Consider the following 22,987-nt stretch of genomic DNA (forward strand, 5'->3'; position numbering starts at 1 on the left):
TTAACCCGGCGACCAAAGTATTATTATCTTTGTAACAAACAAACATGTATGGTAGTCGACGAGACTGGTGACGGCACGGCGGACCGGCGGACGTACTTGAAGGCGCTGGGCACTATCGGTGCCGCTGGGCTTGCCGGGTGCGCGAGTGACGGTGGGGGCAACGGAGGCGGTGGCAGCGGTAGCGGTGGTGGCGGCTCGACCTCGACAGAGTGGTCGTACGACGGCGAAATCGACCAGGCGTTCGTCTCGCCGGACAACCTGGAGAACGACATCTGGCAGACGTTCCTCGCCGGCGCCGAGGAGGCGGCGTCTGCGCTGGGGCTGACGGTCGACTATCAGGGGCACGGCGGGCAGGAGTCCCAGCAGATATCGCAGTTGCAGTCGGCTATCGCGGCCGGTGCGGACATCCTGACCGGGACGGCCTACCAGAACTCCGGCGTCCGGTCGGTCGCCGAGACGGCCGCCGAGGGGGGCGTTCCGTTCACCTCCTATTGGACGATGGCCAACTGGTGGACACCCATGGACAGCGGCCCCGAGTTCCTCCAGTACCAGATCCCGGAGGTCGTCCGGACTGGCGCGGCCACCGCGCGTGTGCTGTTCGAGGCGATGGGTGGGTCGGGTAACTTCGTCCACATCACGGGGGTGCCGGGCCACGTTGGGTCACACCGCAACGCGGGGGTAGAGCAGGCGATGGAGGACTACCCGGACATCGAGCGCCTCGGCGGCCCGATTCCCAGCGAGTGGACACGCTCGACGGGCCGACAGGCGATGTCCGACTTCATCTCCCAGTACGGTGACGACATCGACGGCGTCTACGGTCAGAACGACGGCGTCGCGCTCGGTGCCATCTCGGTCCTCGAAGAGAACGACATGGCCGTGCCCGTGGTCGGGTACGACGGCTTCCGCGAGACGACCGAACTCATCAGGGACCGGTCGGCCGACTCGGGCGAGCCGTACATCGCCGGGACGTTCGCCGCCCAGCCGTTCTGGCAGGGCGGCTACGCCGTGGTCAAAGGGTACGACTGGCTCAACGGCTGGCGGCCCGAAGCCCCCGAGCGGATGATGTTCGGTGGTGGGGTCATGATTCTCAACGACGGCCTCTCACAGGACACGTTCAGCGGTCTGGACGTCTCGTTCACCGAACCGTCACAGTACCTCGACATCGCGTTCAGCGACGGGCAGTCACCCTACGACTGGGAGGCGATGTCCTACGAGTTGAGCGGCGATGACTGGGACCCACAGAACTTGCTGGTCCCGATTCGCCAGGAGGACTTCAGCCAGTTGCTCTGGACCGAGGAGAACAGGCCGTCGAACTACGAGGTTCCCGACGTCTACGACGACACTGAACTGTTCGACCGCGTCGAGGAGGACTACCGGGAGCGATTCGAGAACGGGCTGAACCCGTACGCATAGTCGACGATGGTAGCTAACACGGCGACGGATGACACCGTCACGAAGAGCAGGTCGGCCGGCGAGACGCGGGCCCACCTCCGGGTCGAGGGGCTTTCGAAATCTTTCCGAAACGTCGACGCACTCAAAGATGTCTCGTTGCACATCCGGACGGGCGAGGTAGTCGGCCTCGTCGGCGAGAACGGTGCCGGGAAGAGCACGCTGTTGAAACTGCTGACTGGCATCTACGAGCCGACCGCGGGCCGCATCGTCATCAACGGCGACCCGGTCGAAATCAGTGGCCCACGCGACGCCGCCAAGCGTGGTATCGCTATCGTCAAGCAGGAACAGGACGTCGTCCCCAACCTCACCGGCTACGAGAACCTCTATCTCGGGCGCATCCCGGACTACGCCCGCGGGGGAATCATCGACAGCGACAGCATGCGCGAGGACGCCCAGCAGATCGTCGACGACTTGGGCATGAGCTTCGACGTGGCGAAACCGGTCAAGTCCTACAGTTTCAACGAGCGCCAGATGCTGGAAGTGGCGAAAGCCTTCAGCGAGTCCATCCACACCGACAACCCCGTAATCCTGCTGGACGAACCGACCGCCGGCCTCGAAGAAGACAGCCGTGAACTGCTGTTCGAGCGGATAGAGGAACTCCGCGACCAGGCGTCGTTCGTCTTCGTCTCCCACGAACTCGACGAGGTGCTGGAGATAAGCGACCGGATATACGTCCTCAAGGACGGCGCGCTCGTCAGCGAGGAGTCGGCCGACGAGGCCACCGAGTCGACGCTCCAGCAGGCGATGGTCGGCCGCGAGACGGCCGACGAGTACTACCGGACGGACCGTCAGCGCCGGATAAGCGACGACGCCGAGACGGTGTTGCGGGCAGAGGGCATCGGACGCGAGGACGCGCTCACTGACCTGTCGTTCACGCTGCACGAGGGAGAGATATTCGGCGTGGTCGGGGTCGAGGGCTGTGGGAAGAGCGCCCTGGGTCGCGTTCTCTGTGGCGTCGACCCGCCCGATACGGGGACGATACGCATCCACGGCGAGCGCATCGAGCCGGGGTCGATGTCCGATATGGTCGACGCCGGGCTGGGCTATGTCCCCAAAGACCGGAAGTCCGAGGGACTGTTGCTCTACCAATCGCTCCCGATGAATATCTCGCTGCCAAGCATCGGTACCGACCGCGTCACCGACACTCTCTACGGTATCGGCTCGGCGCTCAACCTCGTCGACCACGACAAGGAGGTAGCGCTGGCAGAGGCAGCCGTCGAAGAACTGGACATCCGCACCCCGAGTATCGACACGCTCGTCCACCAACTGAGCGGGGGGAACCAGCAGAAGGTCGTCCTCGGGAAGTGGCTCATGCGCGAGGCTGACATCCTTATCCTGGACAACGTCACTCGGGGTATCGACGTCGCCGCCAAAGAGGAAGTCTACCGGGTGTGTCGTGACCTCGTCGAGAACGGCGTCTCGCTCGTGTTCATCGGCGACGAACTCCCCGAAGTCATCGGGATGTCGAACCGTATCGGCGTGATGAAGAAGGGCCGGCTTGTCGACGTCGTCGACGCCCCGCCGGGCGGGAAGCCGACCGAATCAGACCTCATAACCGAGATGATTTAAATGTCAGAGCGTACATCACAGTCCGCGTTGCGGGATCGGTTCGAGGAGTTCGCCGCCGACCGGACGCTTCAGGACTGGGTCATCGACCTCGGGCCCTTCGCCCTGTTGGCCCTGCTGATGGTCACGTTCAGCCTCACCAGCCCGGTGTTCCTGACCTTCTCGAACCTCGTCGATAACGTCCTCCGGAACAGCACCATCCTCCTGCTGGTCTCGCTTGCCGGCACCTTCCCGATACTCCAGCAGAGCATCGACCTCTCTATCGAGTCGATGGTCGGGATTACCGGCGTCATCGCCGCGATACTCATCTCCGACTTCCAGTTGGGGCTGCTCGGCCTGCTTGCCGCTGTCGTGGCTGGGACGGTGTTCGGGACGCTCAACGGCATCGTGTTCGCGAAGTTCAAGATCCCGTCGTTCCTCGTGACGCTGGGCTCGCTGTCGATTCTCTCGGGGACCGCACTGCTGATGACCGGTGGGACCTCGATACCCTACCGCGACCCCAGCGTCAGGTGGATCGCGACGGGCTATGTCATCCCCGGCGTCCCGAACCTCGTCATCTGGGGGTTCCTGTTCTACGTCCTGTTCGTCTTCGTCGCGTTCAAGACGCCGTTCGGCCGGTACTGCTATGCGCTCGGCGAGAACGAGACCGTCGCCGACCTCTCGGGCGTGAACGTCGACCGCTACAAGATCGGCTCCTTCCTCGTCTCGGGGCTGCTCTGTGGTATCGCGGGTGCGCTCTTGACCGCACGGACCGCCTCCGCCGCGCCCGGCATGGGGACGGGACTCCTGTTGCAGTCCATCGCGGCCATCGTCATGGGCGGGACTGCCCTGACCGGTGGTGTCGGCGGCCCACACCGCACCCTCCTCGGCGTCCTCGTGATAGGCGTCCTCGCCAACGGGATGAACCTCATCGGCATCCAGTCGTTCGTCCAGGACATCGTCCTCGGGTTCGTCGTCATCATCGCCGTCGCGATGTCGATGGACCGCCGGAAAATAGACATCGTGAAGTGACTGACTGGTCCCGGACGGACCGATTTCACGCGGAGGCGGGGAACCGAACCGGTCGTCGGCGGTGTCTGGACTGACCTGGCCGAACCGGACCGGGAATCAGCCGCCTCGTGGGCCGCCTCACCGAAGACCCGTCCGACACTGTTCTGGTTCCACAGCGTACGTTTGACCGAGGCCAGTCCCCTCCCATATCTGTAAGTAATCGGCGGCCGAAGTCCGGCCGTGATTGTCGTCGCCACCGAGGACTTCGAGGTGTACCACGGTGTCGTCAACGAGCTCCGCGACCGCGGCGTGGCGTTTACCACCATCGAACCGGGCGAGGAGTGGCCCGATGGCGCGGACGTGGCGGTCATCGCGGCCGGAGAGTCGGTCGAGGTTCCCGACGGTGTCGACGTCGTGCAGGCGGCCCCGGACGCGCCGCGGCAGGCCGTCGAAGCGGTCATCTCGACGCTGCGCGGCGACGACGGGCGCACCGTCATCGGCATCGACCCCGGCGAGCGACCGGGCGTCGCGGTTCTCAACGGTGACATGGTCGTCGCGGCGTTTCAGGTGCCCGCGGCGGAGGCCGGCGAAATCGTCCGCGAGGAGGTCGAGGACGCCGTCGACCCGGTCGTCCGCATCGGCGACGGCGCGCGGCTCGTCGGCGCGCGCATCATCGACGACATCCGGTCCGTGCCGGTGGAACTGGTCGACGAGACGGGCACGACCCCGTATCTCGGGTCCGGCACGCGCGGCATGGGCGACGTGCTGGCCGCGGTCAACATCGCCCGTCTCGACGGCGAGGAAATCGAGAGCCGGACCATCGAGCCGACCGCGGGGGAGCTCCAGAAGATAAAGGACCGCTCGCGGGAGGAGAGCGACACGAACCGGGCCATCAGCGAGGGGCTGGCCCGGAAGGTCGCAACCGGTGCGCTCACCGTCGAGGAGGCGCTGGCCGAACACGATAGCGACACTGCGGCCGGAGAGGGGGACGAGGGCGGCTCCGACTCGGATGCGGCCGGCGAGTAGCGCTACTCTCGGACCATCCGCTCGGCCCGCCGCATCACGTCCCGGACGGGGAGTCCGGTCGCGTCCGCGACGGCCGCGGCGTCGTCGTACTCCGCGCTCACGTCGAACACCGTGCCGTCGCTGTCGCTCGCAATCTTGACCGTGACCTCGAACTGCGCCCCGTCGACGGCGAGCGCGACCGTCTCGTACGCCCGGTCGGCGACCCAGCGGTGGCCGGCCCCGGACTCGCGCACGCCGAGCGTCCCGGTCGCTTCGGCGAGGCGGCGCGCGACCCGCTCGGCGTCGGCCGGCTTGCAGATGACCTTCACGATGTGGCCCGGCCGGGACTTCTTCATCGTCGTCGGCACGACCGACACGTCGCGCGCGCCGACCTCGGAGAGCGACCGCTGGAGGTCGCCCAGCACCTCGGGCGGGACGTCGTCGACGTTCGTCTCCAGCACCGTGATTTCGTCGCGGCGGAGCTGTCCCGCGCTGTCGCCGACCATCGCCCGCAGGACGTTGGGGCGGTCGTCGAGGTCCCACCCGCCAGCGCCGTACCCCGAGGCGTCGACGGCGAGTGACGGCAGCGACTCGGCCCCCTCGGCGACGTGGGCGAGAATCGCCGCCCCGGTCGGCGTCAGGAGTTCCCTGTCGACGGGGCCGCCCTGCAACGACCAGTCGGCCCGCTCGGCGATTTCGACCACCGCCGGGGTCGGCACCGGGTAGGTCCCGTGGCTCATCGCCACGGTGCCGCCCCCCGTCGACAGCGGCGTCGTCACGACCCGCTCGACGTCGAGGTCGTCCAGCAGGAGACAGGCCCCGACGATGTCAGCGATGGCGTCGTCGGCCCCGACCTCGTGGAAGTGCGTGTCGTCGAGGTCGGTCCCGTGGACCGACGCCTCGGCCTCGCCGAGAAGCTCGAAAATTGCCAGCGCGTCCGCTCTGACCGCCGTCGGCAGGTCCAGCCCCTCGACAAGTTCGACGACCTCGGCGTACGTCCGGCTGGGGCCATTGCCCTCGGCGTGAACGTGGTCGTGGTCGTCGTGGGCGTGAGAACCCGAGTGGTCGTCGTGCGCGTGGTCGTGTGACCCGTCGTCGGCCACGTCAGCGTCGGACAGCAGGACGTCGACGCGCGTGGCGGCGACGCCACACCGGTCCACCTCGGAGACGGCGTACTCGACGGGGAGTTCGTCTTCGACCGGCGACAGGGCCTCGCGGTCGGCCCCGGCGGCGAGGAGCGCCCCCAGCAGCATGTCGCCGGCAGCGCCCATCCGGCCGTCGAAAGCGAGTGTTCGCATACACGGGGCGTCGCGCCCCGCGAGTAAAAGCCCTCATACTGCGGTTCCACCGACAGCGCGGCGGCCGTGTCAGGTCCGACGGACGATGTGGACGTCGTAGGACTCGCCGTCCGTGACCTCGCCGATGGGGACGACGATGTCTTCGGTGTCGTCGCTGCCGAGGAACACGACGCTGGCGTCGACGTCTCGGGCGGTCTGTCTGATGGTCGTCGACAGTTCGCTGGTCGAGTGGGCGCTCACGTCGTCGTAGCGGAGCTCGGAGTCGTCGGTCGCCTCCTCGATTTTCCGCCGGAGGTCGTCCGCGGCGGTTTCGGCGGCGAAGTCCTCGGTCGGGTCGACGCGGCGGCGGCGCTCGGCGTAGTCGGCCCCGGTGGGGATGAACGCGACGGCGACGACGTCCTCGTCGAGCGCCTCGGCGTAGGTGACGGCGCGGTCGAGCGCGGCGTCTGCGAGCGGTGACCCGTCGAAGGGAACGAGAAATACCATATCGGCGCTATCGCGTCCAGCCTTATGAAACGCGGCGATGACGGCAGCCTGTGTCACCGCCACCCAAACCGGAGGCTATGACGGTGTGCTGTGCGGTGTGTTATTAGGTATCATATAAACCCGTCGCCCTGCGTCTTGGCCGCCGGTAGCATAAAGCATATCTCCGGGGCTACCCGAGTTCGTTGTAAGCAGGCTCTACTATGAACGAAGTCCAATTGGAAGTGGCGAAGGCGTACCCGAACGACTCGGGGCGCGGCATCGCCCGACTCGACCCCGACACGCTGCTGCACCTCAAGCTTTCCCCCGGCGACATCATCGAGATAGAAGGGAGCGACACGACCGCGGCCAAGGTGTGGCGCGCCGACCGGCAGGACTGGAACACCGACACCGTCCGCATCGACGGCTTCACGCGCCAGAACGCCGACGTGGGCATCGGCGAGCGCGTCACCATCCGCAAGGCCGAGGCCGAGAAGGCCGACAAGCTCGTCCTCGCGCCGCCGGAGGAGGCGTCGGTCCAGTTCGGCTCCGACGCCGCCGGCATGGTCAAACGGCAGATACTCAAACGGCCGGTCGTCGAGCGCGACATCGTCCCGGTGATGTCCTCGACGAACCACCCGTTCATGCGCTCGCCCGGCCAGGCCATCCCGCTCATCGCGGTCGAGACCGAGCCCGAGGGCGTCTGTCTCATCACCGAGGACACCGAGGTCGAACTCCGCGAGGAGCCCATCTCCGGGTTCGAGAAGACCGGCGGCGGCATCACCTACGAGGACATCGGCGGCCTCCAGAACGAGATTCAGCGGGTCCGCGAGATGGTCGAACTGCCGATGAAACACCCCCAGATATTCAAGAAACTCGGCATCGAGCCGCCACAGGGGGTCCTGCTCCACGGGCCGCCCGGCACCGGGAAGACCCTGCTCGCGAAGGCCGTCGCCAACGAGACCTCCGCCAGTTTCTTCTCTATCGCCGGCCCCGAGATAATCTCGAAGTACTACGGCGAGTCCGAACAGCAGTTACGCGAGATATTCGAGGACGCGAGCGAGGAATCGCCCTCGATAATCTTCATCGACGAACTGGACTCCATCGCGCCAAAGCGCGAGGACGTGACCGGCGAGGTCGAGCGCCGGGTCGTCGCACAGCTGCTGACGATGATGGACGGCCTCGAATCGCGGGGCCAGGTCATCGTCATCGCCGCGACGAACCGCGTCGACAGCGTGGACCCGGCGCTGCGCCGTCCGGGCCGGTTCGACCGCGAAATCGAAATCGGCGTGCCAGACGAAGTGGGCCGGGAGGAAATCCTCCAGATTCACACCCGCGGCATGCCGCTGTCGGACGACGTGAACCTCGCCAAGCTGGCGACGGACACGCACGGCTTCGTCGGGGCCGACATCGAGAGCCTCACCAAGGAAGCCGCGATGAAGGCGCTCCGTCGGTACCTCCCCGAAATCGACCTGGACGAGGAGGACATCCCGCCGAGCCTCATCGACCGGATGATAATCAAGCGCGACGACTTCAAGGGCGCGCTCAACGAGGTGAGTCCGTCGGCGATGCGGGAGGTGCTGGTGGAGCTCCCGAAGGTGTCCTGGGACAGCGTCGGCGGTCTCAGCGAGCCCAAAGAGCAGGTCCAGGAGGCCGTCGAGTGGCCGATGAACTCCCCGGAGAAGTTCGAGCGCATGGGCGTGACGCCGCCCTCGGGGGTGTTGCTGTACGGCCCGCCCGGGACTGGGAAGACGCTCATGGCGAAGGCCGTCGCCAACGAGACGGACGCGAACTTCATCTCGGTCCGTGGCCCGCAACTGCTCAGCAAGTGGGTCGGCGAGAGCGAGAAGGCCATCCGCCAGACGTTCCGGAAGGCCCGCCAAGTCGCTCCGACCATCATCTTCTTCGACGAGCTCGACTCGCTGGCTCCGGGTCGGGGCGGCGAGATGGGGTCGAACGTCTCCGAGCGCGTCGTCAATCAGCTGTTGACCGAACTCGACGGGCTCGAAGAGATGGAGGACGTGATGGTCATCGGCGCGACCAACCGGCCGGACATGATAGACCCGGCGCTCATCCGCTCGGGCCGGTTCGACCGGCTGGTGATGATAGGCGAGCCCGACATCGAGGGCCGCGAGCAGATACTGAAGATTCACACGGACGACACGCCGCTGTCGCCCGACGTGAGCCTGCGCGAACTGGCCGAGGTCAGCGACGGGTTCGTCGGCTCGGACCTCGAATCCATCGCCCGTGAGGCCGCAATCGAGGCGCTCCGCGAAGACGACGACGCGGAGGAAGTCGAGATGCGCCACTTCCGGCAGGCGATGGACAGCGTGCGCCCGACCATCACCGACGACATCCGCGAGTACTACGAGCAGATGGAAGAGGAGTTCCGCGGCGGCTCCAGCCCGCAGCGCCGGACCGGCACCGGCGGCCGCATCGGTTTCCAGTAGGGCCCCATCGGCGTTTCACGTGTCTCGTTTTCCGGTCGCCCGGACGCCCAGCAGCGGGTCACGTAACACCGGTGTACAATTATTAGATAAATTATACAACCGGTGTTTGTTTCTCCTTTCGAAGCCCCCTTTCTGGTCCCGAGTGTACGGGGCGTGATGTCCGACACGAACCGCGTCTATCGGCTGGCGAAGCGCCCCGAAGGGACCCCTGACCGCGACACGTTCGAACTCTCCGAGGAGGCGGTCCCGGAGCCGGGGCCCGGCGAGGCGCTCGTCAAGACGCTGTATCTCTCCGTCGACCCGTACATGCGCGACCGGATGAGTGCCGGGGAATCGTACGCGGACCCCTGGGCGGTCGGCGACGCGCTCCGGGGTGGGGTCGTCGGCGAGGTCGTCGAATCGAACGGCGCACGCTTCGACGAGGGCGACGTCGTCACCGGCGACCTTGAGTGGGCGGAGTACGCCACGGCACCGGGGCCGGCCCTCACACAGGTCGACCCCGAACTCGCGCCGATTTCGACGGCGCTCGGCGTGCTGGGCATGCCGGGCCTGACGGCGTACTTCGGCACCCGAGAGGTGGCCCGACCCTCGGCCGGCGACACGTTCGTCGTCACCGGGGCTGCGGGGGCGGTCGGGTCCGTCGCGGGCCAGCTCGCCAAGCTCCAGGGCGCACGCGTCGTCGGCTTCGCCGGTTCCGACGAGAAGGTCGCGTTCCTCGAAGACGACCTCGGCTTCGACGCCGGTATCAACTACAAGGCGACCGACGACTACCGGGCCGCCTTGGAGGAGGCCGCACCGGACGGCGTCGACGCCTACTTCGACAACGTCGGCGGCCCGATTACCGACGCGGTGTTCACGCAGCTCAACACCGACGCCCGCGTCGCCGTCTGCGGCCAGATATCCATGTACAACGCCGAGGAGCTCCCGACGGGGCCGCGCAAGCTGACCCACGTCCTCCAGTCCCGGGCGACCGTCGAGGGCTTCCTCGTCTCTGACTTCGAGCCGCGGTTCGAGGACGCGACGGCACAGCTCGGTCAGTGGGTCGCGTCGGGCGAGGTTTCCTACCGGGAAACCGTCACCGAGGGCATCGAGAGCGCGCCAGACGCGTTCCTGGGGCTGTTCGAAGGTGAGAACATCGGCAAGCAGCTCGTGCAGGTCGCCGAGCGGTAGAAAACGCGATTGGCTGGCTACAGTTCGCCGAGTTTCCGGAGGAGCTGGCCGCGGTACTCCTCGTCGGCCTGGACGCCCTTCAGTTCGAGGACGTTCCGTTCGAGCTTGTCGAGCGCGACGTTGAACGCGGTTTCGGCCCCGTAGCCCTCACCGGAGCCGGCCGCCTGACCCTTGTTGGTCCGCAGCCGAATCTGACACTGGATGAGCGGCGTGCCACGGAGCTTCTCCTTGTGCTCGTGGAACCGGACGTGGGCGTGCTGGACCTGCATCGCCCCGTACTTGTCCGCCACCGTCTCGATGTCCGCCCGGATGTCCGCACGGGAGATGGTGTCGAGCAGTTTGATGTTCGTAATCTGGACGTCCATGTGCTCCTCTTCGGTGTAGGTCAGCGCACGGAGCACGTCGGTCTTCGTGAGGATGCCGGCGACGTTGGTGTCGTCGGATTCCGGCGTGACGACGAGCCCGGCGAAGTCGTTCTCGAGCATCCGCGCGACGGCGTCCTCGACGGAGTCGCCGAGCTTCGCCGTCTCGACCGGGCTGCTCATCACGTCGTAGACTGGCATGTCGAGCACGCGCTCTATCTCGCCGGAGCGGTCGCCCCGCGTCGTCTTGTTCATGTCCCGGACGACGACGTCGACGATGTCGTGGCGCGTGACCATCCCGGACAGGCCGTCGCCGTCGTCTAACACCGGGAGCCGGGAGATGCCGTGCTTCCGGAGGAGGTTGACGACCTGCCCGACGTTGGTGTCTTCCGAGACCGTGATGACGTCCTGCGTGTAGATGTCGTCGACGCTGAGCGCGTCGAGGTTGTCGAGGACAGCCGCGAGGATATCGTCCTCCGTGACGATACCCCAGAGCTCGCCCGCCTCGAACACCGGCGCGAGCTTGACCCCACCCTCGACGAGGACGCGCGCGACCTCGCGCACGTCGTCGGTGCGCTCGACCTTCGGCGCCGAGCGCGTCATCGCCCCCGCTTTCGCGTTGTCCTCGACGTGGGACTGGACCAACTGTTTCTGCGTGATAACGCCAGCGTAGTCACCGTCTTCCGTGACGATGATGCCTTTGGGGTTCTCGCGTTCGAAGATAGACCGGACTTTCCCCAGGCGCTTGTTGGCGTCGACCTCGACAAACTCTCTGGTGGCGATATCAGCAATATCCATCGTTCTTCACAGTTCGTAGATTCGACGTGTGGGGTTATCAAGGTTGGTTAAGTCCCCAGGAACCGGGAGACGGACGAAGCTTTAGGCCCTTGGCTCTAAGGCCGGTGTATGCTGCCGGACATCGGTGTCTTCGGCCCCTACACCTATCTGGTCACGGAGGTGGTCTGGGGGTCGATTGCCCTCGTGTTGCTCTGGCGCGCGAACGCCCTCCGGACGGCAGCCACGACCATCGCCGTTCTCTATCCGATTGCGTACGTCTGGGACTGGTACACGCTGACCGTCGGCGTCTTCGCCATCGAACTCCGGACCGGGGTCGACCTGCTCGGGATTCCCATCGAGGAACACATCTTCATCGTCGTGGTACCCGCGCTCGTGCTGGGCATCCACGAGAATCTGCACGGACGCAGACGCGAACCACACGACGACTGAGCCCGACACGGGTTCAGCCGGTACCCGACGCTGTATCAGCGGTACAACCGGCCGTTCGCTGTCTGGGAGGGAACCCCCGATTTCGTCCGTCTCCGGCCACGAGGTCCGCATCTGTCCTGTGCAGACATCTCTCACAGTAGCTATATGTGTCAGCCGAAAGTGCTGTCAGGTAGCCATGAGTGATTCCGCCCCGACACCTCACATCGAGCTGTACGTCCGGTCGATGCTTCCCGACGGCGCACACGAACGCCAGGAAGAGGTCATCGGGCGACTCGAAACGCTGGACGAGAACGACCGCATCGACGGGTTCAGCGTCATCGTCTGGGGCAAACACATCGCGCCGCGGTCGGCCGCCGCCCGCACGGCGGAGGGCAAATACATCCTGAACCGCATCGCCGAGTTCAAGCAGTGGGCGCTGACCAACAACGTCTCGCTCGACTCCTTTTACCAAGACACCACCGTCGATTCGGAGGCGGCACAGTCGGCGTACGACGCCATGACGTTGCCAGTCATGGGGCTGGCCGAGTACGACGGCAGCGAACTCGTCCACGTCGCTCCCTGTACGCGAGACGAGACCGTCCACACGATTATGGACCGCATCGAGCGCCTCGAAGCGGGCCAACCGTCCGCGCTCGAACAGGACCGCGGCGACGTGAGCGTCGTCTGACGCGGGCCTCGGCTACGACGACCGGACCGTCTCGACGTAGGGTCTGAACTGGTCTATCTCCGACAGCACCTGGAGTACTTCCTCGGGGTTCCCCGCCAGTTCGTACCCCGGCCGCCCCTTCCCCGTCGGCGACTCCGTCTGTTCGTTCACCAACAGCCCCTTCTCGGCGAGTCGGCCCAGCGCCGCGATGACCTCCTGGCGCTCGACGCCGCCGAACGGCTGGCGGTCGATGTCCGCGAGGTGAGCCTTCGCCGTCTGTGTCACGTGGTAGGAGTGGGCCGGTGTCTCGCCGGCGGTTTCGAGTTCCGCGACCGCGAGCAACACGAACTGTTCGAAGGGGTCCGCCGACTGAACCGTATCTCTCATACAGATGACTCTAACGCGGTCAGGCCAAGAAAGTACTGGACGCGTCCGTCGGGCCGTCGGCCGTGACGAAACGACCCCCGCCGTCGGAACCACTGCCTCGACGGGGGACAAGCGGCCTCGAGTCCCCGCTCGGATAGTTCAGTCAGTCGCAACAGAAGCAGCGGGGTCGGGCGGACAGTGTACCGACGAGAGGCGACTGCCTCACTTCGTTCGGCGCTGCGACTCTCGGGGTTCGAATCCTTGACTACTGCGACTCGCTTCGCTCGTCGATTAGCGACGGTAGAAGTGGGTTCGGGCGGATTTGAACCGCCGGCCTCCTCCATGTCAAGGAGGTGTCATAACCGACCTAGACCACGAACCCTCACTGCGAGGTACACCTCATTGTTCCCGGTGGGTGTAATTGAAGGTTTCGAATTCCGTATCGCTACGTCGTCTGTTGATTGCCCACACATTTCCGTCGACGGCGGGGGGTCCCGATAGGCTTAAGTCAATGTACGGATTTGTACATTACAACACGAAAGAGTCCATTGGTGAATACAATGAAAGAGTACATCGAACGCGTTACTGACGGCGAGGACCTGACACAGGACGAGGCTCGGGCCGTTGCGACGACGGTCTTCGAGGACGCGACCGAGGCCCAAATCGGTGCGCTTCTGGCCGCACTGCGGGCCAAGGGGGAGACCGAGGCCGAGATAGCCGGCTTCGCGGAGGGGATGCGCGACGCCGCACGGACCATCCGACCCGAACGGGAGGGGCTGGTCGACACCTGCGGGACGGGCGGCGACGACTACAACACCATCAACGTCTCGACGACGAGCGCCATCGTGGCCGCCGGGGCCGGCGTCCCGATTGCCAAACACGGCAACTACTCCGTCTCCTCCTCGTCGGGGAGCGCCGACGTGCTCGAAGAGGTCGGCGTCGACATCGAGGCCGAACCGCCGGAGGTCGAGGAGACAATCGAGCGTGAGGGTATCGGCTTCATGCTCGCGCCCGTGTTCCACCCGGCGATGAAGGCCGTCATCGGCCCGCGCCAGGAACTGGGCATGCGGACCGTCTTCAACATCCTCGGGCCGCTGACGAACCCCGCCGACGCCGACGCGCAAGTGCTGGGCGTCTACGACCCGGACCTCGTTCCGGTGATGGCCGAGGCGCTTGCTCGCCTGGACGTCGAGCGGGCACTGGTCGTCCACGGCGACGGCCTCGACGAAATCGCCATCCACGGCGAGACGGCCGTCGCGGAGGTCACCGGCGACCGCATCGCGGAGTACACCATCACGCCGGAGGACATGGGCCTGGAGACCCACGACATCGAGGACATCGCGGGCGGTGAGCCCGCGGAGAACGCGGCCGACCTCCGCGGCATCGTCTCGGGCGAGGTCACCGGCGCGAAGCGGGACATCATCCTCGCCAACGCCGGCGCGGCCATCTACGTCGCCGGCGTCGCCGACACACACGAGGCGGGCGTCGAACAGGCCCGGCAGGCCATCGAATCGGGCGCGGCGGCCGACAAACTCGACGACCTCATCGGGGCATGACGCGCGTGAAAATCTGTGGCGTAACGGACGGCGCGGACCGCGACGCCGTCGTCGCGGCCGGCGCTGACGCGGTCGGCGTCATCCACGGCGTCCCGGTCGACACGCCTCGCGAGGTCGACGAGGAGCAGGCCGAGACGCTCGTCGGCGGCGTCCCGCCGTTCGTGACGAGCGTGCTGGTGACGATGCCGACGACGGTCCAGGAGGCCGTCAGGCGCGTCGACGGCGTCGAACCCGACGCCGTGCAGGTCCACGACGGGCTCTCGCCGTCGGAACTCGGGGCCCTCGACAGCCGAATCTCCCAGCAAATCGTCGCCGTGGTCGCGGCGGACGCGCCGGACATCGAGGAGTACGCCGCCCACGCCGACGCCCTGCTCGTGGACTCGGTCGACGCCGACGGCGGCGGCGGCACAGGCGAGACTCACGACTGGGAGCGCACGCGCGAGGTCGTCGCCTCGCTGGACGCCCCCGTCGTGCTGGCCGGCGGGCTGACCCCCGAGAACGTCGCGGCGGCCGTCGAGACGGTCGACCCGTTCGCCGTCGACGTGGCCAGCGGCGTCGAGCAGTCGGGCGGTCGGAAGGACCACGACGCCGTCGAGCGGTTCGTCCGCAACGCCACGCGAGCGACGGGGGGTGCAGCATGACTCTCGACGTCTCCCGCGAGGCGTTCGTCGACCACGCCGAGGCCGACCGGCCGGTCGTCGTCCGCGCGGCCGCGGAACTGGACGTCGACGTGGAGCCGCTGACCGCGTACGCGGCCCTGACCGGCCGCACGAGCGACGTGGCCGCCAGCGACTACACGTTCCTGCTTGAGAGCGCCGAGAAGGTCGCCTCCAGCGACCCCGACGGCGCGTTCGCGCCCGAGACCGACGACCGGCACGCCCGCTTCTCGTTCGTCGGCTACGACCCGCGGGCGGTCGTCACCGTGACCGGCGACGACAGCGAGGTCGAGGCGTTCGACGACCGCTACGCCGACCTCGTGACGACCGACGGCGGCGACGTGGTCGACGACCTCCGCGCCGCGATGCCGGACGTGGCGCTGCGGAACTTCCCGGAGATGGACCGTCAGCATCTCGACGGCGGCCTCGTCGGCTTCCTCTCGTACGACGCCGTCTACGACCTCTGGCTCGACGAGGTGGGCCTGGACCGCCCGGACTCGCGGTTCCCCGACGCCCAGTTCGTCCTGACCACGTCGACGGTCCGGTTCGACCACGTCGAGGAGACCGTCTCGCTGGTGTTCACGCCCGTCGTGAGACAGGACGAGGACGCGGGCGAGCGCTACGACGAGCTGGTCGCCGAAGCCGAGCGCGTCGAAGCTGTCCTCTCGGACCTCGACCCGCTCTCGACCGGCGGCTTCCGCCGCCAGCGCGAGTCGGCCGGTCCGCAGGACGAGTACGAGGACGCCGTCGAGCGCGCTAAGGAGTACGTCCTCTCGGGGGACATCTACCAGGGCGTCATCTCCCGAACGCGGGAACTGTACGGCGAGGTCGACCCGCTGGGCTTCTACGAGGCGCTCAGGGCGGTGAACCCCTCGCCGTACATGTACCTGCTTGGCTACGACGACCTGACCATCGTCGGTGCGAGCCCCGAGACGCTGGTCTCCGTCGCCGGCGACCGCGTCGTCTCGAACCCCATCGCGGGCACGTGCCCGCGGGGGAACTCCCCCGTCGAGGACCGCCGCCTCGCCGGTGAGATGCTCGCCGACGGCAAGGAGCGGGCCGAGCACACGATGCTGGTGGACCTCGCGCGCAACGACGTGCGCCGGGTCGCCGAGGCCGGCAGCGTCCGCGTCCAGGAGTTCATGAACGTCCTCAAGTACAGCCACGTCCAGCACATCGAGTCGACGGTCACGGGGCGACTCTCGCCCGAGAGGGACGCCTTCGACGCCGCCCGCGCGACGTTCCCCGCGGGCACGCTCTCGGGCGCGCCGAAGATCCGCGCCATGGAGATAATCGACGAACTCGAACGCTCGCCACGTGGCCCCTACGGCGGCGGCGTCGGCTACTTCGACTGGGGCGGCGACACCGACTTCGCCATCGTCATCCGGTCGGCGACGGTCGAGGACGAGGGCGACCGGGACCGCATCACCGTCCAGGCCGGGGCCGGCATCGTCGCGGATTCGGACCCCGAGAGCGAGTACGTCGAGACCGAGCAGAAGATGGACGGCGTACTGACGGCCCTGGAAGAAATCGAAGGGGCGCCGGGTGACGCGACTGACGACACGCCCGAGGAGGTGACCCGATGAGCGCGTCACAGCCGGCCGGCGAGGACGCGGTCAGGGACGATCTGCGGGTCCTGTTCGTCGACAACTTCGACTCCTTTACGTACAATCTCGTGGAGTACGTCTCCGAGCACGCCGAGACCGAAGTCGTCCGCAACACGGCGTCGCTCGACGACGTGCGGGCGTTCGAGCCCGACGCAATCGTCCTCTCGCCGGGACCGGGCCACCCGAAGAACGAGCGCGACGTCGGCGTCACGCTCGACGTGCTCCGGGAGGTCAGCCCCGACGTGCCGACGCTGGGCGTCTGTCTGGGCCTCGAATCGGCGGTGTACGCCTACGGCGGCACCATCGGCCGCGCACCGGAGCCCATCCACGGCAAGGCCTTCCCTATCGACCACGACGGGGAGGGCGTCTTCGCGGGGCTGGAACAGGGGTTCCAGGGCGGGCGCTACCACTCGCTGGTCGCCGAGGACGTTCCCGAGGAGTTCCTCGTCAGCGCGACGACGGAAACGGAGGACGGCACGGAACTGGTCATGGGCGTGCGCCACCGCGAGCACCCCATCGAGGCCGTCCAGTTCCACCCGGAGTCGGTCCTGACCGCGGTTGGCCACGACGTCATCCGGAACTTCCTCGCGGGGCTCTAGATAATCTGGAAGCCCAGCAGGCCGAGTAGCCAGAGGACGGCGACGGCGACGATGGCGAGGATGACGAGCCGCCACGCGACTTTCATCACGAACCGGCCGACGAGCAGTACGACGGCGATGGCCAGCAGACCGACCAGTATCGCCGGCGGCGAGGGAAGTGCCCCGACCTGGAGGAGTGACAGCATAGTAGCGATAGGACTCCCCACGGGGAAATACTTCGTGGCCGCGCCAAAGATTCAAACGGCCAGCTGTGCTACACTCTGGCATGAGCGTCGCCGGACTGTGCGAACTCTGTGAGCGCCCCGACGTGGACCACACCTGTGACAGGTGCGGCCGGCTCGTCTGTGACCGCCACTGGGACGAGGACACCGGGATGTGCGTCGAGTGCGGCGCGGAGGTCGGCCGGCCGAGCGGCCGCGTCCCGTCGGAGGACATGCCCGACGGCGTGGACACGTACCGCTTCTGAGCTACCGGAACTGGTTCAGTCGCTGTTTGAGCTGTTTCGCGGACTGGCCGGCGGCCTTGAAGAACGCGTCGCCGTCGCCCCGGGCGTCGGCGTCCTCGCCGGCGAAGATGATGCCCCGCGAGGAGTTGACGAGGCCGACGCCGTCGGCGAGACCGTGCTCGACGGCGGCCTCGGCGTCGCCGCCCTGCGCGCCGACGCCGGGGACGAGGAAGGGGATGTCGGGAACCAGTTCGCGGATGGCTTCGAGTTCGTCGGGGTTGGTCGCGCCGACGACCAGGCCGACGTTCCCGTTCTGATTCCAGAGGTCCGCGAGGTGGACGACGCGCTCGTACAGTTTCTCGCCGGAGGCCAGTTCGAGGTCCTGGAGGTCTTCGCCGCCTGGGTTCGAGGTGCGCCCGAGGACGAACACGCCCTTCTCGGCGCGCTGGAGGAACGGCTCCAGCGAGTCGCGGCCCAGGAAGGGGTTGACGGTGACGGCGTCGGCGGCGGGGCCTGCCTCGTCGTCGAGTAGCCGGGCGTACTGGCGCGCGGTGTTGCCGATGTCGCCCCGCTTGGCGTCGAGCAGTACGGGGACGTCCTTCCCGTGGGCGTAGGCGATGGTCTCCCGCAGCGAGCGCCAGCCGTCGGGGTCCTCGTAGAAGGCGGCGTTGGGCTTGTAGCAGGCGGCGTGTTCGTGGGTCGCGTCGATGATGCGGCGGTTGAACTGCCAGCGCGGCAGGTCGGCGTCCGCCACGCTGTCGGGGAGGCGGTCGGGGTCCGGGTCGAGGCCGACCGACACCACGCTGTCTGCGGCCGCGATGCGGTCCGCGAGACGGTCGAAGAAGTGCATAGATACCGCGGCGGCTGGCAGCGACACAAGCGTTTCCCTCTCGCGGCGTCCGCGAGAATCAGATTTGATATTCCCGCCCGGGTCTATTTCACACCGCGGGTAGAAGCCCGCTCATGGACCGTTTCATGGACATCGGCCACGTGGCCGAGACGCTCCCGGACCTGAGCGAGGTCCTGGAGGACCCGCGGCTCCGGCAGTTCGGGCTCGCCGGCGGCGTCGGACTCGTCGGTGTCGGTGCGCTACTGTCGCTCGCGCCCGCGTCCGGGCAGTGGCTGTTCTGGTCGTACGCTGTCGCCGCGACGCTGGTGTTCATCGGGGTGCCGCTGCTGTGTCTCGGCCTCGCCGCCCCGGACCCGGAGTCCGGGTCGCTGTTCCACCTCGGCATCGAACTGACGACGACACAGCGGCGGGCCGTCGCGCTGGGCTCGCTCTGTATCACCGCGACACCGATTATCATCGCCGCCGGCACGCCGCTCGGTCTCCCGACGCTGGTGCTCGCCGTCGCGGCCACGATGGCGGTGGTCGGTGCCGTGCTCGTTCTCACCGGCTTCGTCGCGTGGACCTCCGCGGCGATTGCCGAGCCGAGCCGTCACTGACCGCGGTCTTCCGGGCGACACGCGCTACTCCGACAGCGTCTGCGCCAGCACGTCGACTACGGCTTTCACCGCCGCGCCGCTGTGTGCGACCACTGTGGTTCCGTCGACGGTGACGTCGTCCCGTGCCGGCACGGTCGCGGGTTCCCGTTCGAGCACCAGCCGGGCCGTCTCCGGCGTCACCTCGACGACGGCCACCTCGGCGTCGGCGGCCGTCACACGGTAGGCGAAGGCCCCGTCCGGCGTCGGCTCCACGTCCCTGTCCGCGTCGACGACGGCCACCTCGGCGAGCGGCCCGCGCTGGAGGCCGGTCAGCTCCGAGGCCAGTAGCTGTCCGATTCGCCGGCCGTCGGTGATTCTGTCCTCGACCATCAGAGTTCCTCCCGTACGTCGGTAGCGACGTCGCCGACGTCGACTCCCTGACTGCGCGCGTACACGACGGCCGCGGCCTCCAGCGTGACGCCGACTTCGGACTGGAGGGCGTTGATGCCGGCGACGGCGGTCTGTTTCTCGGTCCCGGCCTCGACGACGGCATCGAGCACCCGCTCGAACGTCGACCGCGACTGGAGGATTTCCTCGCCCGGTGTGAACCCGTCCGGAATCTCGGTGTGCGTGGCGTCGAAGGCGACGACGAGGTCGTCGTCGTCCCGTTTGAGGAGCCCCTCGCTCGCGGCCACGTCGACAAGCGACTTGGCCTGGTCGGGCGAGAACCAGTTCCAGTCGAGCGAGAGCGCGACGACGAACTCGCTTTCCGCCATCCGGTCGGTTCCGCGCTGGCGGAACGGCGCGGCGACGGCCGTCTTCAGACTCATCGTCGGAGCAACCGGTCGGCGCGGGGGTAACGATTTCGATGGCGAGTCGGCATCGAACGGTTCAAGTAGCCGCTGGGTCTTCCTTCCCGTATGAAAGACCAGGGACGCTCCCCTCGCAAGCGGACAGGCGGACGCCGACGACCGAACCACAAGAAGAAGAAACACGAACTCGGCAAGGAGACGACCGAGACCCAGGTCGGCGAACAGCGCCTCAAGACCGTCGACTCCCGCGGCAACACCCAGAAGGTCCGTGCGGTCAAGACCGACGTGGCCAGCATCGCCGACGGCGCGGAGACCGTCGAGGCGACCATCGAGAACGTCGTCGAGAACCCCTCGAACCCGAACTACGCCCGGCGGAACATCATCACGAAGGGCGCAATCATCGACACGTCCGAGGGACAGGCCCGCGTGACCTCCCGCCCCGGACAGCACGGCCAGGTCAACGCCGTGCTGGTCGAGTAACCCGGTACCCGCTCAGTTTCTGCCGACGATTCCGGACACGGAGCGACGGCTACGGCCGCGGTGCGGCCTTCTGGAGCGCGCTCTCGGCGATGTTGCCGCCGTAGTCGGCGGTCCGGGACAGGGAGTCGACGACGCGACCGAGCAGTTGGGCGCTCTGTGGGTCCAGTTCCCTGACCTTCCCGTCGACTTCGCGGGCGGTCTCATCGACATCGGGGATGCGGCTCCGGGCCGCGTTCGCAAGCTCGACGGCCTCGTCGCTGTCGTCGGCGACCAGGGCGTCCATGGCGGTCTCGGGGACGGCGGTGGCTTCGGCTTCCAGCTGGTCGAGGAGGTCGGCGGTCTCGCCGGTTATCTCGCCGATTTCCTGCGAGAGACCGGCGATTTTGGTCGCGTGGTCGGCGATACGTTCCAGCTGCCGGGCGCTGGACTGGTAGTCGAAGACGGTTTCGCGGGGGAAGCCGATTTCGTCGGCCGCCGTCGGGTTCCGGAGGACGGTCCGGAACACGCGCGAGACCATGTACCAGAGGCGGTCCACGTCGTCGTCGCGCTGCATCACGTCGGCCGCGAGGTCGTCGTCGTCCTGGATGAGCGCCTCGACGGCGTCGGAGAGCATCGTCAGGGAGACCAGCCGCATGCGCGTAATCGCGTTGAGCACGGACAGCTCCGAGGAGTCGAGCAGGTCCTGCAGGACCACTCGGTCCGCGGTCTCCTCTATCATCTCCAGGCCGACCAGCCCCTGCGTCGCGTCGCGGACGATGCGGCGCTGTTCGGCGGTGATGCGTGAGGCTTCCAGCCGGATGATGTCGAAGCCGCTGACGTACATCGTCATCACGGCCCGCGTGAGCTCGTGCCTGTTTTCGAGCCCAGTCACGTCCAGCGTTCCCTCGACGTGGTCGTCGTCGCGCTGTGGCGAAACCAGCAGCAGGTCGTCTTCGGCGTAAAACTCGACGATACTGCCGCTGGCGACGTCGTTCTCCGTCGCCCACTCCTTCGGTAGCGAGACGGTGTACGTGGAACCACCCGTCAGCTGTACTTTGCGTGTCTCCATAGTACTACTACTGAGAGCCGATAGTGTATAAAACGTGGCGTAACTATATACTACGACGCGAGACTACGGCCCGAATGGCAATGTCAACGTAGCTCACGGGGAACCGTGACGTGGGTGCGAACGGCTACCGGAGTCACGGGCGGTCGTCCCTGTTCGAACCGGCCGCCTGTCGCTCCGAAACGTCCGTTGTGGCGGTCTGGCCACGCGACCCGGAGTCTCCGCCGGGGTATATAGCAATATATAGTGCTAATACCCAGATATAGTGCTAATAGTAGGGTACTTATTCGCTCTTCATCTTCCCTCGGGTGATGACAGATTCACCGACCGGTGGTTTCTCGCGTCGTCGCTTTCTGACAAGCACGGGTGCGATTGGGGCACTGGCGCTGGCCGGCTGTACGGAGCAGTCCGGCGGCAGCGGCGGTGGCGCCGACAACAGCGGTGGGAGTACCGACGGCAGCGGTAGCAGTCAGCTGTCCGGTGAAATCACTATCACAGGGAGTAGCACGGTGTTCCCCCTCGCGACGGCCGTCGCGAACGAGTTCCAGAAGCAACACAGCCAGGTCGACATCAGCCTTTCCTCGACCGGGTCCGGTGGCGGCTTCAGCAACCACTTCTGTGTCGGGAACTCCGAGTTCAACAACGCGTCCCGGCCGATATCCAGCGAGGAGGAACAGCTCTGTGCCGACAACGGTGTCGAGTACCACGAAATCAACGTCGCCACGGACGCGGTAACCGTCATCGTCAACACCGAGAACGACTGGGTCGACTGCGTGACCCCCGAGCAACTCCGGCAGATGTGGCGCGCAGACGGTGCGTCGACCTGGGCCGACGTGAATTCGGAGTGGCCCGACGAACCCATCAACCGGTTCGGTGCCGCCGACACCTCCGGGACGTTCGACTACTTCAACGAGGCGATTCTCGGCGAGGAGGCGGACCACACCAGCAACTACGAGGCCACCGAACAGGACAATCTCATCCTGCAGGGCGTCCAGCAGGACCAGTACGGTATCGGCTACTTCGGCTTCGCCTACTACCAGAGCAACACGGACGCGGTCAAGGCGCTCAGTATCGACAACGGCGACGGCTGCGTCGAGCCCTCGCTGGAGACGGCGAAGGCCGGCGACTACCAGCCTCTCTCGCGCCCGCTCTTTACGTATCCACGGAAGAGCGCGCTCGCCGAGGAGCACATCGCCGAGTTCGCACGGTTCTTCGTCGAACAGAGCGCCAACACCGAACTCGTCTCCGAGGAAATCGGCTACGTCCCACGGACCGAAGAGGGCATGCAGGAAGAACTCGACGCCCTCAACAGCGTCATCGACGAAGTCCAGTAACGAGCCGGATATATAGACAATAGAGAACTACGGA

Annotated in this window: 25 protein-coding genes and 1 tRNA gene; 16 read left to right on the forward strand and 10 right to left on the reverse strand. The window is 66.8% G+C overall.

Annotated features, from left to right (window positions below; translation table 11 throughout):
• The first annotated feature begins 48 nt into the window (after window positions 1–48).
• From VI123_RS06175 to VI123_RS06190, 4 genes are all read left to right on the forward strand, one after another.
• Window positions 49–1,413, forward strand: a complete 1,365-nt coding sequence (locus VI123_RS06175) for a sugar ABC transporter substrate-binding protein (RefSeq protein WP_336337155.1) — start codon at window positions 49–51, stop codon at window positions 1,411–1,413.
• A gap of 6 nt (window positions 1,414–1,419) precedes the next feature.
• Window positions 1,420–3,021 carry a sugar ABC transporter ATP-binding protein gene (locus VI123_RS06180; RefSeq protein ID WP_336337156.1) on the forward strand — a complete coding sequence of 534 codons (1,602 nt, stop codon included), beginning with the start codon at window positions 1,420–1,422 and terminating at the stop codon, window positions 3,019–3,021.
• Complete coding sequence (locus VI123_RS06185; RefSeq protein WP_336337157.1) at window positions 3,022–4,029, forward strand: ABC transporter permease; 1,008 nt, start codon at window positions 3,022–3,024, stop codon at window positions 4,027–4,029.
• Window positions 4,030–4,248: 219 nt separating this feature from the next.
• Window positions 4,249–5,034 carry a hypothetical protein gene (locus tag VI123_RS06190; RefSeq protein ID WP_336337158.1) on the forward strand — a complete coding sequence of 262 codons (786 nt, stop codon included), beginning with the start codon at window positions 4,249–4,251 and terminating at the stop codon, window positions 5,032–5,034.
• Window positions 5,035–5,036: 2 nt separating this feature from the next.
• On the opposite strand, the gene larC is transcribed toward VI123_RS06190, so the two are convergent.
• Both larC and VI123_RS06200 read right to left on the reverse strand, forming a co-directional pair.
• A complete protein-coding gene (larC, locus tag VI123_RS06195; protein ID WP_336337159.1) occupies window positions 5,037–6,311 on the reverse strand; it encodes a nickel pincer cofactor biosynthesis protein LarC in 1,275 nt (424 codons plus the stop codon).
• Between the two features lie 69 nt (window positions 6,312–6,380).
• A complete protein-coding gene (locus VI123_RS06200; RefSeq protein WP_336337160.1) occupies window positions 6,381–6,797 on the reverse strand; it encodes a universal stress protein in 417 nt (138 codons plus the stop codon).
• A gap of 200 nt (window positions 6,798–6,997) precedes the next feature.
• Here VI123_RS06200 and VI123_RS06205 point away from each other — a divergent pair, with 200 nt between their 5' ends.
• Together VI123_RS06205 and VI123_RS06210 are read left to right on the forward strand one after the other, a co-directional pair.
• Complete coding sequence (locus tag VI123_RS06205; RefSeq protein WP_336337161.1) at window positions 6,998–9,223, forward strand: CDC48 family AAA ATPase; 2,226 nt, start codon at window positions 6,998–7,000, stop codon at window positions 9,221–9,223.
• A gap of 156 nt (window positions 9,224–9,379) precedes the next feature.
• The gene (locus VI123_RS06210; protein WP_336337162.1) at window positions 9,380–10,393 is read left to right on the forward strand and encodes an NADP-dependent oxidoreductase; all 1,014 of its coding nucleotides are present in this window, start codon (window positions 9,380–9,382) and stop codon (window positions 10,391–10,393) included.
• Between the two features lie 17 nt (window positions 10,394–10,410).
• Here the strand turns inward: VI123_RS06210 and VI123_RS06215 are convergent, their stop codons facing one another.
• Complete coding sequence (locus tag VI123_RS06215; protein ID WP_336337163.1) at window positions 10,411–11,553, reverse strand: CBS domain-containing protein; 1,143 nt, start codon at window positions 11,551–11,553, stop codon at window positions 10,411–10,413.
• Between the two features lie 108 nt (window positions 11,554–11,661).
• Between VI123_RS06215 and VI123_RS06220 the strand changes: the two genes are divergently transcribed.
• A complete protein-coding gene (locus VI123_RS06220) occupies window positions 11,662–11,982 on the forward strand; it encodes a lycopene cyclase domain-containing protein (RefSeq protein ID WP_336337164.1) in 321 nt (106 codons plus the stop codon).
• A gap of 175 nt (window positions 11,983–12,157) precedes the next feature.
• Complete coding sequence (locus VI123_RS06225) at window positions 12,158–12,649, forward strand: HTH domain-containing protein (protein WP_336337165.1); 492 nt, start codon at window positions 12,158–12,160, stop codon at window positions 12,647–12,649.
• A gap of 12 nt (window positions 12,650–12,661) precedes the next feature.
• Here VI123_RS06225 and VI123_RS06230 read toward each other — a convergent pair whose 3' ends face one another.
• Together VI123_RS06230 and VI123_RS06235 are read right to left on the reverse strand one after the other, a co-directional pair.
• On the reverse strand, window positions 12,662–13,015 hold the full coding sequence (locus tag VI123_RS06230; RefSeq protein WP_336337166.1) for a hypothetical protein: 354 nt from the start codon (window positions 13,013–13,015) through the stop codon (window positions 12,662–12,664).
• 286 nt (window positions 13,016–13,301) lie between these two features.
• Window positions 13,302–13,376 (reverse strand) — tRNA-Val (locus tag VI123_RS06235).
• 178 nt (window positions 13,377–13,554) lie between these two features.
• Between VI123_RS06235 and trpD the strand changes: the two genes are divergently transcribed.
• The 4 genes from trpD to trpG are packed head-to-tail and all read left to right on the forward strand — an operon-like array spanning window position 13,555 to window position 17,412.
• On the forward strand, window positions 13,555–14,550 hold the full coding sequence (gene trpD, locus VI123_RS06240; protein WP_336337167.1) for an anthranilate phosphoribosyltransferase: 996 nt from the start codon (window positions 13,555–13,557) through the stop codon (window positions 14,548–14,550).
• Window positions 14,547–15,191: a phosphoribosylanthranilate isomerase gene (locus VI123_RS06245; RefSeq protein ID WP_336337168.1), complete on the forward strand. Its 645-nt coding sequence runs from the start codon at window positions 14,547–14,549 to the stop codon at window positions 15,189–15,191. The genes trpD and VI123_RS06245 overlap by 4 nt, the downstream gene beginning before the upstream one ends.
• Window positions 15,188–16,792, forward strand: a complete 1,605-nt coding sequence (trpE, locus tag VI123_RS06250; RefSeq protein WP_336337169.1) for an anthranilate synthase component I — start codon at window positions 15,188–15,190, stop codon at window positions 16,790–16,792. The genes VI123_RS06245 and trpE overlap by 4 nt, the downstream gene beginning before the upstream one ends.
• Window positions 16,789–17,412, forward strand: coding sequence for an anthranilate synthase component II (trpG, locus tag VI123_RS06255; RefSeq protein WP_336337170.1), 624 nt, complete (start codon window positions 16,789–16,791; stop codon window positions 17,410–17,412). The genes trpE and trpG overlap by 4 nt, the downstream gene beginning before the upstream one ends.
• On the opposite strand, the gene VI123_RS06260 is transcribed toward trpG, so the two are convergent.
• A complete protein-coding gene (locus tag VI123_RS06260; protein WP_336337171.1) occupies window positions 17,409–17,597 on the reverse strand; it encodes a hypothetical protein in 189 nt (62 codons plus the stop codon). The two genes, trpG and VI123_RS06260, sit on opposite strands and share 4 nt — an antisense overlap.
• An 80-nt stretch (window positions 17,598–17,677) precedes the next feature.
• Here VI123_RS06260 and VI123_RS06265 point away from each other — a divergent pair, with 80 nt between their 5' ends.
• Entirely contained in the window at window positions 17,678–17,878 is a 201-nt protein-coding gene (locus tag VI123_RS06265) for a hypothetical protein (protein ID WP_336337172.1), read from the forward strand.
• A gap of 1 nt (window position 17,879) precedes the next feature.
• On the opposite strand, the gene pyrF is transcribed toward VI123_RS06265, so the two are convergent.
• The gene (gene pyrF, locus VI123_RS06270; protein WP_336337173.1) at window positions 17,880–18,707 is read right to left on the reverse strand and encodes an orotidine-5'-phosphate decarboxylase; all 828 of its coding nucleotides are present in this window, start codon (window positions 18,705–18,707) and stop codon (window positions 17,880–17,882) included.
• Window positions 18,708–18,820: 113 nt separating this feature from the next.
• On the opposite strand from pyrF, the gene VI123_RS06275 reads away from it, so the two are divergent.
• Window positions 18,821–19,303 (forward strand): hypothetical protein, encoded by a 483-nt coding sequence (locus tag VI123_RS06275; protein ID WP_336337174.1) that lies wholly within the window; start codon window positions 18,821–18,823, stop codon window positions 19,301–19,303.
• Window positions 19,304–19,327: 24 nt separating this feature from the next.
• Here VI123_RS06275 and VI123_RS06280 read toward each other — a convergent pair whose 3' ends face one another.
• Together VI123_RS06280 and VI123_RS06285 are read right to left on the reverse strand one after the other, a co-directional pair.
• Window positions 19,328–19,672 carry a hypothetical protein gene (locus tag VI123_RS06280; protein WP_336337175.1) on the reverse strand — a complete coding sequence of 115 codons (345 nt, stop codon included), beginning with the start codon at window positions 19,670–19,672 and terminating at the stop codon, window positions 19,328–19,330.
• Entirely contained in the window at window positions 19,672–20,112 is a 441-nt protein-coding gene (locus VI123_RS06285; RefSeq protein ID WP_336337176.1) for a DUF2240 family protein, read from the reverse strand. The genes VI123_RS06280 and VI123_RS06285 overlap by 1 nt, the downstream gene beginning before the upstream one ends.
• A 90-nt stretch (window positions 20,113–20,202) precedes the next feature.
• On the opposite strand from VI123_RS06285, the gene VI123_RS06290 reads away from it, so the two are divergent.
• Entirely contained in the window at window positions 20,203–20,574 is a 372-nt protein-coding gene (locus tag VI123_RS06290; protein ID WP_336337177.1) for a 30S ribosomal protein S8e, read from the forward strand.
• Window positions 20,575–20,623: 49 nt separating this feature from the next.
• Here VI123_RS06290 and VI123_RS06295 read toward each other — a convergent pair whose 3' ends face one another.
• Complete coding sequence (locus VI123_RS06295) at window positions 20,624–21,622, reverse strand: PhoU domain-containing protein (RefSeq protein WP_336337178.1); 999 nt, start codon at window positions 21,620–21,622, stop codon at window positions 20,624–20,626.
• Window positions 21,623–21,930: 308 nt separating this feature from the next.
• On the opposite strand from VI123_RS06295, the gene VI123_RS06300 reads away from it, so the two are divergent.
• Window positions 21,931–22,953, forward strand: coding sequence for a PstS family phosphate ABC transporter substrate-binding protein (locus tag VI123_RS06300; protein ID WP_336337179.1), 1,023 nt, complete (start codon window positions 21,931–21,933; stop codon window positions 22,951–22,953).
• Window positions 22,954–22,987: the final 34 nt, after the last annotated feature.

The sequence above is a fragment of the Haloarcula sp. DT43 genome, assembly GCF_037078405.1.
Taxonomy (GTDB): domain Archaea; phylum Halobacteriota; class Halobacteria; order Halobacteriales; family Haloarculaceae; genus Haloarcula; species Haloarcula brevis.